The following is an 11,997-nucleotide window of genomic DNA, read 5'->3' as shown; positions in this document are numbered from 1 at the left end:
GGCGCGGCTCCACCCGCCACGGCGCGCCCCCGGCAGGGCGTGGGCGGGTTCGCGGGGTGCAGGCTGGGCATGGCAAGGCGTGCCGTGGACCGCCCACGATAGGCCCGCCGGCGCCGGCGCCGCGCGAAACCGGGACGCCGGCGCGTCAGGCGCCGCCCGGGTGCGAAATTTTCCTCAGGGATGCCAGGTCGACACGACCCGGGGCGTCTCCTCGGAGCGCGCGCCTGCCAGCGCATACGAGAGGCGGTTGGCGGCGTCGATCACCGTGCGGGCGTGGGCCTCCAGCCGGGACTTGGTCAGGCGCGACGTCGGCCCCGAGATGCACATGGACCCCAGCAGGTGCCAGTTCAGGCCGAAGACCGGCGCGGCCACGCTGGACACCTGGGCGTCGCGCTCGCCCATCGAGAGGTGGTAGCCGCAGCGGCGGATCGACTCGTACACCTCGCCCTGCTCGCCCGAGAACGCCAGGATCACCCGGCCCGGCGCGCCCAGGTCCAGCGGCAGGCGCATGCCGATGCGCACGTGGTGGCGCACCGACTGCGGCCCCTCGACCCGCGAGATGCAGGCGCGCTCGTTGCCCTCGCGCACATAGAACGAGGCGCTCTCCTGCGTGACCTGGGACAGCGAGCGCAGGGTCGGCTCCACCACGTTGTTGATGTCGAAGCCCGCCTGGTAGCGCGCGCCCAGCCAGCCGGCGGCAGGGCCCAGGCGCCACTGGCCGTCCTCGTTCTGCACCATGAAGCCGGACAGGGCCAGGGTGCGGGCCAGGCGCAGCACCGTGGTGTTGTGCAGGCCGGTGCGGCGGCTCAACTCGGCCAGCGACAGCTGGCGCTCGCCGATGCGGAAGGCTTCCATCACCTGCAGGGCGCGGGTGACGGCGATGACGCCGCCGTCGGCGGATTTACCGGGGCCGGCAGGGGCGGCGGGGGTGGGCGCGGGGGCGTTTCGCGGCATGAAGCTCCTTTCACTGTACGCAGCTGCATTGTACGCAGTGGAGTACCTACCTAGAGTCCGCCCCGGCAGGAGACCTGCTTTCCCAAACCAAAGGACTTAACTTGAAGAAGATCACCCTCCCCCTGGCGCTGTGCGCCATCGCCTCGGCAGCGGCCGCCCAGACCACGGTGCAGCCCACCGCGCAGACCAGCCTGACGATCTACGGCGTCGCCGATGCGGCCTACACCCACGGCTCCGGCAGCGTGGCCAGCAAGTCCGCCCTGAACTCCGGCGGCAACCAGACCTCGCGCCTGGGCTTCAAGGGCGAGCGCAAGCTCAAGGACGGCCTGTCCGCCAACTTCGTCTACGAGGCGCAGGTCTCGACCGACTCCGGCGAAGGCCAGGCCACCAACACCAACAACCAGGCTTCGGGCACCAGCACCGCCACCGCCGGCACGCAGGGCCTGACCTTCGCCCGCCGTTCCACGGTGAGCCTGGTGGGCTCCGCAGGCGAGGTGCGCCTGGGCCGCGACTTCACCGCCCACTACCGCAACCGCGTCGAAGTGGACCCGTTCTCCAACGTCGGCGTCGGCACCCTGCTGCCGCACCAGGCCACGCAGGGCGGCCCGACCAGCACGCGCGCTTCCAACATCATTGCGTACTTCCTGCCCGCCAACCGCTACGGCATCTACGGCCAGGTGCAGCACTACTTCGGCGAGAACGCCAGCAACTCCACCGAGCCGGACAGCGGCAGCGGCGACAGCGTGCGCCTGGGCTACGCCGTGGGCAAGCTGAACGTGTCGGTCGCCACCGGCCGCACCAAGTACCTGACCACCGCGACGACCGGCAGCATCACCTCCAGCAACATCGGCGTGCAGTACGACTTCGGCAAGTTCAAGGCGATGACGGGCTACTTCCGCGACAGCGTGAGCCGCACCGTGCCGCTGGAGGCCACCGGCTGGTCGGTGGGCGGCATCGCCCCCGTCGCCACCGGCGAGGTCAAGGTCGCCATCTCCCGCTACGGCACGAACGCGGCCGGCCAGCCCGAGTCCCGGAAGTACGCCGTCGGCTACGTCCACAACCTGCTGCCCGACACCGTGGCCTATGCCACCGTCGCCCGCGTGACGAACTCCGGCGGCGCCAGCGTCGCCCTGGGCGGCGCCACCACCGGCGCCAACAAGTCGTCCACCGGCTACGACGTGGGCCTGCGCTACACCTTCTGAGGCGCAGCGCGCATCACCCAGGGCACGGCGCCGTGACGGCGCCGTGCCGGCCCCCCGGCACAGGCCCGGGGGCTTCCTTCCCCAGCACAAATCTTTCACACCGCGAAACACGCTGCACTTGATGCAGTTCATTTGCGATCAGTGAAACACCCTTCTACAGTTCGCCCAGGGCGGGCCAGGCACCTGCCCATGACCGGAGACATGCCAGTGAATCCCTCTTTCTCGCGCCGCCAGGCAGCGGCCCTCGCCGCCCTCATCGCCCTGGCCCCCTTTGCCAGCCACGCTGATACCTGGCCCGCCAAGCCGATCCGCGTGATCGTGCCGTTCCCTGCGGGCGGCGGCACCGACACGGTGACCCGTGACGTCACGCACAAGCTGCAGGCCACGACGAAGTGGAACTTCGTCATCGAGAACAAGCCCGGCTCGGGCGGCAACCTGGGCATCGATGCCGCCGCCAAGGCGCCGGCCGACGGCTACACCCTGGTGGTCGGCCAGACCAGCAACCTGGCGATCAACCCCACGCTGTACACCCGCCTGCCCTACGACCCGGTCAACGACCTCACGCCGATCGGCCTGATCGGCAGCGCGCCGCTGGCGCTGGTGGTGGCGGCCAACTCGCCCTACCGCACCCTGGCCGACGTCATCGCCGCGGCGCGGGCCAAGCCGGGCGTCCTGAACTACGCCACCTCCGGCAATGGCACCGTGGCCCACCTGGCGACCGAGCTGCTCCAGCGCGAGGCCGGCGTCAAGCTGACCCATGTGCCCTACAAGGGCGCGGCCCAGGGCATGACGGACGTGATCAGCGGCCAGGTGCACCTGTACACGTCCTCGGTGCCGACGCTCCTCGGCCAGATCAAGAACGGCAAGCTGCGCGCCCTCGCGGTCACCTCGAGCAAGCGCACCGACGACCTGCCCCAGGTGCCCACCGTCGCCGAGTCCGGCTTCAAGGGCTTCGAGGCGGTGACCTGGTTCGGCCTGCTCGGCCCCGCGCGCCTGCCCGCCGGCGTGGCCGCCACGATGGGTGCGGAACTGGGCAAGGCCCTGGCCTCGCCCGACCTGCGCAAGAAGCTCGAGGACCAGGGCCTGGACGTCACGCCCGCCACGGCCGACGCGTTCGGCCAGTTGATCCGGTCCGACATCGCGAAGTGGGGCCGCGTCGTCAAGGAATCGGGCGCCAAGGCCGACTGATCACGACCGAGCACGACCGAGCCTGCAGCAGGTGCACACGTGAGCCAGGGCCGCTACCCCTTCTCCGCCGGCGAGGCCGTGGCCGCCACGCCGCTGCCTGCCGGCGCGTGCGACTGCCACCTCCACGTGTATGACGCCCGCGTGCCGGCCACGCCCGGCGCGACCCTGTTCCCGCCCGACGCCACGGTCGACGACTACCTGCAGGTGCAGGCGCGCATGGGGACCGCGCGCGCGGTGCTGGTCACGCCCTCCACCTACGGCGCCGACAACACGCTCCTGCTCGCCGGACTCGCGCAGCTGGCGCAGCGCGGCGTCGAGGCCCGCGGCGTGGCCGTCCTCACCGGCGAGGAGGACGAGGCCAGCCTGCGCGGCCTGCATGCGCAGGGCGTGCGCGGCGTACGCATCAACCTCTCGCTGGGCGCGACGAACGACGCCGGCTCCATCCCCCGCATCGCCCGGCGCATCGCGCCCCTGGGCTGGCACCTGCAGCTGCTGATGCCGGCGGCGCAACTGACCGCGCTCGCCCCGGTGCTGCGCGGGTTGCCGGTGGACCTGGTGTTCGACCACTTCGGCCGCATCCCGCCCGGCGGCCAGGGCCGCGAGCCGGCGCATGCGCTCCTGCTCGAGCTCCTGGGCGCGGGCCGCGCCTGGGTCAAGGTCTCCGGCGGCTACCTCGTCAGCCCGCAGGGCAGCGTCGAGGACCCCGGCCTCGACGACCTGGCCCGCAGCTTCATCGACGCCGCGCCGGGCCGCGTGGTCTGGGGCAGCGACTGGCCCCATGCCACCGCCTCCGCCGGGCGCCAGCCCATGCCCGACGACGCCCGCCAGGTCGATCGCCTGGCGCAGTGGGCGGGCGATGCGCGGCGCCTGCACCAGATCCTCGTCGCCAACCCCGAACGCCTCTACGGCTTCGCCCCCCACCCCTTCACGGACTGACGCCATGAACCCCTCGAACCTGCCTTCCCGCCGCCGCCTGCTCGGCGCCTTCACCGCGCTGGCCGCGGCCACGCTCGCCCCGGCGGCCCTGGCCCAGGGCGACTGGCCCGCCGGTCGCCCGGTCACCTGGGTCGTGCCCTATCCGGCCGCCGGCAGCACCGACGTGATGGGCCGCGCGATCGCGCAGCGCCTCGCGGCCTCGCTGGGTGCGACGGTCGTCGTCGACAACAAGCCCGGCGCCACCGGCACCATCGGCGGCGCCTTCGTGGCCAAGGCCAACCCCGACGGCCTCACCGTGCTGCACACCACCATCGGCGCCCAGGCCATCGCCCCGCACCTCATGGGCAAGCTGCCCTACGAGCCGCTGCGTGACCTGGAGCCGGTGGCCCTGGTCGGCACCATCCCCCACCTGCTGGTGGTGGCGCCGGCGCAGCCGTTCAAGTCGGTCGCCGACCTGCTCGCCGCCGGCAAGGCGAAGCCGGGCGAGATCGCCTTCGCCTCCGGCGGCAACGGCACCATCCTGCAGATGCAGGCCGAGCTGCTGGCGCAGCGCACCGGCGTGAAGTTCATCCACGTCCCCTACAAGGGCGACACCCCGGCGCTGCAGGACACCCTGGGCGGCCAGGTGCAGTTCATGTTCGCGCCGGTGGCCGCGGCCCTGCCGCACGTGAAGGCCGGCAAGCTGCGCGCCCTGGCGGTCACGTCCGCCGCGCGCCTCAAGCAGCTGCCCGAGGTGCCGACCATGGCCGAGGCCGGCCAGAAGGACTTCGTGGTCGAACAGTGGCAGGCGGTGTACCTGCCCGCGCGCACGCCGGCCCCGGTGGTGCAGCGCCTCAACGCCGAGATCAACAAGGCCCTGCGCGAGCCCGCCATCACCGAGCTGGCCGACAAGCTGGGCGTCACCCTGGTCGGCGGCGCCCCCAAGGCGCTGGCCGACACCCAGGCCGCCGACTCCGCCACCTGGGCCCGCGTGATCCGCACCGGAAACATCAAGGCCGATTGAGCCCTCTCGATCGCGCCGCCCTCAACTTCAACATCAACTCCAACGAGGACCCAGACATGACCCAGGACATCATCCGCGACTTCGAGCGCGTCTCCCCCGAACTCGTGGCCCAGGCCGCCGGCTTCCAGGCCGCCATCCTGGCCGACGTCGCCGGCCGCCGCGGCGCCATGCATGGCCGCATCAAGGCCCTGCGCCCGAACATGCAGGTGGCGGGCCCGGCCTTCACCGTGGAAGTGCGCCCCGGCGACAACCTCATGATCCATGCCGCCATCGCCCTGGCCAAGCCGGGCGACGTGCTGGTCATCGACGGCAAGGGCGACCAGACCTCGGCCCTCATGGGCACCATCATGATGACGGCCTGCCGCCAGCTGGGCATCGCCGGCGTGATCATGGACGGCGCCGTGCGTGACAGCCTGGAGATCGAGGAGATGGACTTCCCCGTCTTCTCCGTCGGCACCAACCCCAACGGCCCGACCAAGAACGTCGCCGGCCGCATCGGCCACCCCATCAGCTGCGGCGGCGTCACCGTCAACCCCGGTGACTTCATCCAGGCCGATGCCGACGGCGTCGTGGTCGTCGAGCGCGCCAAGCTGGCTGCCATGATCCCGGCCTGCCACAAGAAGGTCGAGGACGAGGCCAAGCGCATCGCCCAGATCAAGGAAGGCAACACCGCCGCCTCCTGGCTGCAGTCCGCCCTGCGCGCCGCCGGCGCGCTGAAGGAAGGAGAGACCCTGTGAGCGCCCGCAGCATCCTCATCACCGCCGCGGACCTCGCGCCCCAGGCCCTGGCCCTGCTGGAAGGCTTCAACATCGTCTACGCCGGCAAGACGCCGAGCAAGGACGACATCGTCGCCCTGTGCAAGCAGCATGACCCGGTCGCCATCATCGTGCGCTACGGCGGCGTGGGCCCCGAGGCCATGGACGCCGCGCCCTCGCTGCGCGTGATCTCCAAGCATGGCAGCGGCACCGACACCATCGACAAGGCCGCCGCCCAGGCCCGCGGCATCGCGGTGCGCGCCGCCGTCGGCGCCAACGCCGCCGCCGTGGCCGAACAGGCCCTGGCCGGCCTGCTGGCCTGCGCCAAGTCGGTCGTCAAGCTCAATGAGCGCATGCACGCCGGCCACTGGGACAAGGCCACGCACAAGAGCGTGGAGCTGCATGGCCGCACCATCGGCCTCATCGGCCTGGGCGCCATCGGCCAGCGCTTCGCCCGCATGTGCGACGCCCTGGGCATGAAGGTCATCGGCTTCGACCCCTTCGCCAAGAACCTGCCCGAGTACATCCGCGTGGTGGACCTGGAGACCATCTGGCGCGAGGCCGACGCCATCTCGCTGCACTGCCCGCTGACCGACGACAACCGCGGCCTGCTCAATGCCACCACCCTGGCTGCGTGCAAGAAGGGCGTGATCGTGGTCAACACCGCCCGCGGCGGCCTGATCAACGAGGCCGACCTGCTGGCCGCGGTGAACAGCGGCCAGGTGTCCATGGCCGCCCTGGACAGCTTCGCCGTCGAGCCCATGACCGTGCCGCACCCGTTCCACGGCGTGGCCAACATCCTGCTGAGCCCGCACATCGGCGGCGTCACCTCGGATGCCTACGTGAACATGGGCCTGGGCGCGGCCCGCAACGTGCTCGACGTGCTGGCCCAGCCCGTGGCCGCCTGACCCGAGGGAGCCCCCGCCATGCCGCAACGCTGGAAGCACGCGCCCGAGGGCAGCCACTGGGGCGAGTTCGGCCCCGACGACCGCCTGGGCCGCATGAACCTGGTGACCCCGGCCAAGGTGCGCCAGGGCGTGCAGGAGGTGCGCGAAGGCCTGTCCTTCTGCCTCTCGCTGCCGCTGGACGTGCCGGGCGGGCGCTCCCTCAACGCGCGGCGCCTGCCGCCGCGCCTGTACGGCACCCTGCGTGACGGCGCCAGCGCCGGCGTGCAGGGCTTCTGCTGGTCCTACGCCTCGGAAGACCCGAACCTCACCGACGTCGTCTGCGACGAGGTGATGCTGATGAACACCCAGTACTCCACGCAGTGGGACAGCCTGGCGCACATCGGCAGCCGCTTCGACGCCGACGGCGACGGCGTGGCCGAGGCGGTGTTCTACAACGGCTTCCGCGCCGGCGAGCACCTGCATGCCGGCGCCACCGACCCCCAGGCCACCGAGGACTGGGCCCGCTACCCCGACCCCGACGCCGGCCCGCTGGGCGTGGCCAACCTCGCCGCCCACGGCGCGCAGGGCCGCGGCGTGATGATCGACCTCGAGCACCATGTGGGCCGCAAGCGCGAGGCCGTGGGCTACGACCGCCTGATGCGCATCCTCGAGGCCGACCGTGTCGAGGTGGAGGCCGGCGACATGGTGTGCGTGCACACCGGCTTCGCCGACACCCTGCTGGCCATGCAGCGCCAGCCCGACGTCAAGCACCTGCACGAGACCGGCAGCGGCCTCGACGGCGGCGACGCGAAGCTCCTGAACTGGATCACCGACACCCGCCTGGCCTGCCTGGTGGCCGACAATCCCGCGGTCGAACTCGTGTCGCCGCCCGCCCTGGGCGCCGGCACGCCGCTGCGCCGCCCGCGCCTGCCGCTGCACGAGCACTGCCTGTTCAAGAACGGCATCCACCTGGGCGAGCTGTGGTGGCTCACGCCGCTGGCCGCCTGGCTGCGCGGCGCCGGCCGCAGCCGCTTCCTGCTCACGGCCCCGCCGCTGCGCCTGCCGGGCGCGGCGGGCTCGCCGGTCACCCCCATCGCCACTGTTTGAGTTCGAGGACGACATGAACCAAGGAATCTCCCGCCGCCAGCTGCTGTCTGGCCTGTGCTCGGTGGCCGCGATCCCCGCGGCCTTCCCGAGCTTTGCGGCCGACAACGACGCCTGGCCCGCGCGCCCGGTACGCCTGGTCGTGCCCTATGCCGCCGGCGGCAATGCCGACGCCACCGCCCGCGCCTTCGCCACCCAGCTGTCCGAGCGCCTGGGCCAGCAGGTGATCGTCGACAACCGCCCCGGCGGCGGCGGCACCATCGGCGCCACCGCCGTGGCCAAGGCGCCCGCCGACGGCTACACCCTGCTGCTCGACGCCACCGCCTTCGCGGTCAACCCGCTGCTGGTGCCCAAGCTGCCCTATGGCGGCCCGTCGGACTTCGCGCCGATCTCGCTGCTCACGCGCGCGCCGCTGCTGCTGGTGGTGCCCGCCAACTCGCCGTTCCAGAGCGTGGCCGACCTGGTCCGCTTCGCCCGCACCAAGCCGGGCAAGCTGTCGTATGCCTCCGCCGGCAACGGCGGCGCGCAGCACCTCGCGGGCGAGCTGTTCAAGCAGTCGGCCAAGGTCTCCATCACCCACATCCCGTACCGGGGCGGCGCGCCCGCGCTCACCGACCTGATCGCGGGCCAGGTGGACCTGATGTTCAGCGCCACTTCCGCCAGCGGCCCCTTCGTGCGCGCCGGCAAGCTGCGCGCCCTGGGCGTCACCGCCGCGCGCCGGGCCGAGGCCTTCCCGCAGGTGCCCACGCTCGCGGAGCAGGGCTTCGCCGAAGTCGATGTGGCGGAGTGGAACGGCCTGTTCGCCCCGGCCGGCACGCCGCCCGCGGTGCTGGCCCGGCTGGAGTCCGAGGCACGCGCCCTGGTGCCTGCGCCCGCCCTGTCGCGGCGCTGGGCCGAGATGGGCGTGCAGGGCGCCGGCAGCACCGCCGCCGAATTCACCCGCTTCCTCGATGGCGAGGGCAAGCGCTGGAGCCGCGTCATCAAGACCGCCGGTATCCAGCTGGATTGATCCCGGACCGGAGACCCCGATGAACACCCAGGTAATGAACGCCGCCCGCCTCCTGCTCGCCGCCGCCGCCGCGGCCGCCACCGGCGCCGCCAGCGCCCAGGCCAGCGCCCCGGCCTGGCCGTCCAAGCCGATCCGCCTCGTTGTCGGCTTCTCCGCCGGCGGCCCCACCGACGTGGTGGCCCGCGCCTTCGCCGAGCATGCGGCCAAGGCACTGGGCCAGCCCTTCGTGGTGGAGAACAAGCCCGGCGCCAACACCATCCTGGCGGCCGAATCGGTGGCTTCCGCGCCCGCCGACGGCTACACCCTGCTGGTGGCGGCGACCAACCACACCATGATCCCCGCCCTGTACAGCGCGCGGGTGAAGTTCGATGCGGTGCGCTCGTTCGCGCCGGTGTGCACGCTGGCGGTGAGCCCCACGGTGCTGGTGACCGGCCCCTCGATGCCGGCCAAGAACCTCGCGGGCTTCATGCAGCTGGTGAAGGAGCAGCCGGGCAAGCGCACCTACGGCACGCCCGGCACCGGCAGCTCGGGCCACTTCGCCAGCGAGCAGTTCCTGCGCATGGTGGGGCTGTCGATGAACCACATCCCCTACAAGGGCGCGGCCCAGGTGGTGACCGATGTCATGGGCGGCCAGTTGGACAGCTCCTTCGCCACCCTGGGCTCGGTGCTGCCGCAGGTGCAGGGCGGCAAGCTCACCGCGCTGGCCGTGGCCGCGCCGCGCCGCTCGCCCCTGCTGCCGAACGTGCCCACCTTCGCCGAGGCCGGCGTCAAGGGCTATTCGGCCGACGCCTGGTACGGCCTGCTGGCCCCCGCCAACACGCCGGCGCCGGTGCTGCAGGCGCTGGAGAAGGTGGCGACCGAATTCGCGCAGCTGCCCGCCACCGCCGCCAAGTTCAACAGCCTGGGCCTGGAGCCGCAGAACGCCTGCGGCGCCCCCTTCGGCGCGCAGCTGGCGCGCGACGCCAAGGGCTACACCCAGCTTGCCAACGACCTGAACCTCAAGGCTGAATAAGCCGCATTTCCTGGAGACACCATGAACGCACGATTCCTGACCCGCCGCCACGGCCTCGCCGTCCTCGCCGCCGCCTGCCTGGGCGCGCTGGCCCCCGCCGCCTTCGCCGACACCTGGCCGTCCAAGCCGGTGAAGATCGTCGTGCCCTACGCCCCCGGCGGCGCGGTGGACGTGGTCACCCGCAAGATGGCCCAGAAGCTCACCGAGCAGACCGGCCAGAGCTTCTTCGTCGAGAACCGCGCCGGCGCCACCGGCACCATCGGCGCGCTGCAGGTCGCCAAGTCCGAGGCCGACGGCTACACGCTGATGGCGAACGACACCACCTTCTCGCTGCTGCCGCACATCTTCAAGAAGCTGCCCTTCGATCACGCCACCGACCTGGTGCCGGTGAGCGCCTATGCCTTCACCCCGATGGCCCTGGCCGTCAACGCGAACTCGCGCTTCAAGACCCTGCGCGAGCTGGTGGCCGAGGCCAAGTCGCAGCCGAACAAGGTCACCTACGGCTCCGGCGGCGCGGGCACCACGCCGCACTTCGCCAGCGAAGCCCTGGGCATCGCCGCCGGCGCCAACCTGATGCACGTGCCGTTCAAGGGCGCGGCCGAGGCCACGCAGGCGGTGCTGGCCAACACCATCGACATGCAGATCGCCTCCACCACCGGCGTGATGTCCAACGTCAAGGGCGGCAAGATGCGCCTGCTGGCCGTGAGCGGCGACAAGCGCGTGGCCTCGCTGCCCGACGTGCCCACCTTCGCCGAGGCCGGCGTGGCCTGGCCCGGCGTGGTGAACTGGACCGGCCTGTGGGCGCCCAAGGGCACGCCGGCCCCGGTGCTGGCCCGCCTGCAGAAGGAGATCGCCACCGCCATGGCCACGCCCGACATGAAGGCCTTCGCCGAGGGCATGGGCGCGGACCCGCGCCAGGTCGGCGGCGAGGCCTTCAGCCGCCTGCTGAAGGACAGCACCGACACCTGGGGCAAGGTCGCCGCGAACACCGCCTTCGAACGCCAGTAATCGCCGCGATGTTCCTCCTCAAGCAGCCCGTGGTCCGACCGCTGGAGGTGTTCACCTCCATGCCGGCCCACTACCGCCGCACCGGTGTCCGCAGCCTCTGGGCCGACGTGAACCAGGGCGGCCGACTCGCCGACTCCTTCCTCGAGGGCCCGGTATTCGACGACGCGGGCAACCTCTACGTCACCGACATCCCCTTCGGCCGCGTGTTCCGCATCGACCCCAAGGGCGAGTGGGACCTGGTGGCCCAGTGGGACGGCGAGCCCAACGGCCTGAAGGTCCTCAGCGCGGGCGAACTGCTGGTCACCGACTACAAGAACGGCCTGGTCGCCCTGGACATCGCCAGCGGCCAGGTGCGGCCCTACCTGGAGCGGCGCAACAGCGAGCGCTTCAAGGGCGTCAACGACCTGGTGTTCGACTCGCGCGGCAACCTGTACTTCACCGACCAGGGCCAGACCGGCCTGCACGACCCCACCGGGCGCGTCTACCGCCTCGGGCGGGATGGCCGGCTGGACCTGCTGCTGTCGAATGTGCCCAGCCCGAACGGCATCGTGCTGTCGAATGACGAGCGCTTCCTGTTCGTCGCGGCCACGCGGGGCAACTGCGTGTGGCGCATGCCGCTGCTGGCCGACGGCAGCGTCTCGAAGGCGGGGCAGTTCTTCACCTCGTACGGCCCCAGCGGGCCGGACGGCCTGGCGATGGACGAAGGCGGCCGCCTGCTGGTGGCCAACCCGGGCCTGGCCTATGTGTGGGTGCTGGGGCACCGGGCCGAGCCCGAGGAGGTCCTCACCGGCACGCCCGGCACCTCGGTGACCAACCTCGCCTTCGGCGGCGAGGGCCGGCGCACCCTGTACTGCACCGACTCCACCCACGGCACTATCCTGCGTGCCGAGATGCCGGTGGCGGGCACCCGGCTGCACACCGGGGCCGCAGGGGCCTGAG

At 72.0% G+C, this 11,997-nt stretch carries 12 protein-coding genes; 11 read left to right on the top strand and 1 reads right to left on the bottom strand.

Features of this window, described 5'->3' with window-relative positions; translation table 11 throughout:
* Positions 1 to 174 precede the first annotated feature (174 nt).
* Entirely contained in the window at positions 175 to 954 is a 780-nt protein-coding gene (locus tag ACT80S_RS13050) for an IclR family transcriptional regulator (protein WP_377416420.1), read from the bottom strand.
* Positions 955 to 1,055: 101 nt separating this feature from the next.
* Between ACT80S_RS13050 and ACT80S_RS13045 the strand changes: the two genes are divergently transcribed.
* The 11 genes from ACT80S_RS13045 to ACT80S_RS12995 all read left to right on the top strand — a co-directional run bounded on the left by ACT80S_RS13045 (position 1,056) and on the right by ACT80S_RS12995 (position 11,996).
* Positions 1,056 to 2,156 carry a porin gene (locus ACT80S_RS13045; RefSeq protein ID WP_377416418.1) on the top strand — a complete coding sequence of 367 codons (1,101 nt, stop codon included), beginning with the start codon at positions 1,056 to 1,058 and terminating at the stop codon, positions 2,154 to 2,156.
* Between the two features lie 201 nt (positions 2,157 to 2,357).
* Positions 2,358 to 3,344 (top strand): Bug family tripartite tricarboxylate transporter substrate binding protein, encoded by a 987-nt coding sequence (locus tag ACT80S_RS13040; RefSeq protein WP_377416416.1) that lies wholly within the window; start codon positions 2,358 to 2,360, stop codon positions 3,342 to 3,344.
* 39 nt (positions 3,345 to 3,383) lie between these two features.
* Entirely contained in the window at positions 3,384 to 4,280 is an 897-nt protein-coding gene (locus ACT80S_RS13035; protein WP_377416414.1) for an amidohydrolase family protein, read from the top strand.
* 4 nt (positions 4,281 to 4,284) lie between these two features.
* Positions 4,285 to 5,283 carry a Bug family tripartite tricarboxylate transporter substrate binding protein gene (locus tag ACT80S_RS13030; RefSeq protein ID WP_377416412.1) on the top strand — a complete coding sequence of 333 codons (999 nt, stop codon included), beginning with the start codon at positions 4,285 to 4,287 and terminating at the stop codon, positions 5,281 to 5,283.
* Between the two features lie 56 nt (positions 5,284 to 5,339).
* Positions 5,340 to 6,020 carry an RraA family protein gene (locus ACT80S_RS13025; protein WP_377416410.1) on the top strand — a complete coding sequence of 227 codons (681 nt, stop codon included), beginning with the start codon at positions 5,340 to 5,342 and terminating at the stop codon, positions 6,018 to 6,020.
* Positions 6,017 to 6,946, top strand: a complete 930-nt coding sequence (locus ACT80S_RS13020) for an NAD(P)-dependent oxidoreductase (RefSeq protein ID WP_377416408.1) — start codon at positions 6,017 to 6,019, stop codon at positions 6,944 to 6,946. Before ACT80S_RS13025 ends, ACT80S_RS13020 begins: the two co-directional genes overlap by 4 nt.
* An 18-nt stretch (positions 6,947 to 6,964) precedes the next feature.
* A complete protein-coding gene (locus tag ACT80S_RS13015; protein ID WP_377416406.1) occupies positions 6,965 to 8,032 on the top strand; it encodes a cyclase family protein in 1,068 nt (355 codons plus the stop codon).
* Between the two features lie 13 nt (positions 8,033 to 8,045).
* Complete coding sequence (locus ACT80S_RS13010; protein WP_377416404.1) at positions 8,046 to 9,038, top strand: tripartite tricarboxylate transporter substrate binding protein; 993 nt, start codon at positions 8,046 to 8,048, stop codon at positions 9,036 to 9,038.
* A gap of 19 nt (positions 9,039 to 9,057) precedes the next feature.
* Entirely contained in the window at positions 9,058 to 10,050 is a 993-nt protein-coding gene (locus ACT80S_RS13005) for a Bug family tripartite tricarboxylate transporter substrate binding protein (protein ID WP_377416402.1), read from the top strand.
* A 21-nt stretch (positions 10,051 to 10,071) separates the two neighbouring features.
* On the top strand, positions 10,072 to 11,058 hold the full coding sequence (locus tag ACT80S_RS13000) for a Bug family tripartite tricarboxylate transporter substrate binding protein (RefSeq protein ID WP_377416400.1): 987 nt from the start codon (positions 10,072 to 10,074) through the stop codon (positions 11,056 to 11,058).
* Positions 11,059 to 11,066: 8 nt separating this feature from the next.
* Positions 11,067 to 11,996 (top strand): SMP-30/gluconolactonase/LRE family protein, encoded by a 930-nt coding sequence (locus ACT80S_RS12995; RefSeq protein ID WP_377416398.1) that lies wholly within the window; start codon positions 11,067 to 11,069, stop codon positions 11,994 to 11,996.
* The last annotated feature ends 1 nt before the right edge of the window (position 11,997 follow it).

Source organism: Ramlibacter sp. MAHUQ-53 (assembly GCF_052600055.1).
The sequence above is the reverse complement of the archived record's forward strand: the minus strand, read 5'-3'. Positions and strand labels throughout refer to the sequence as shown.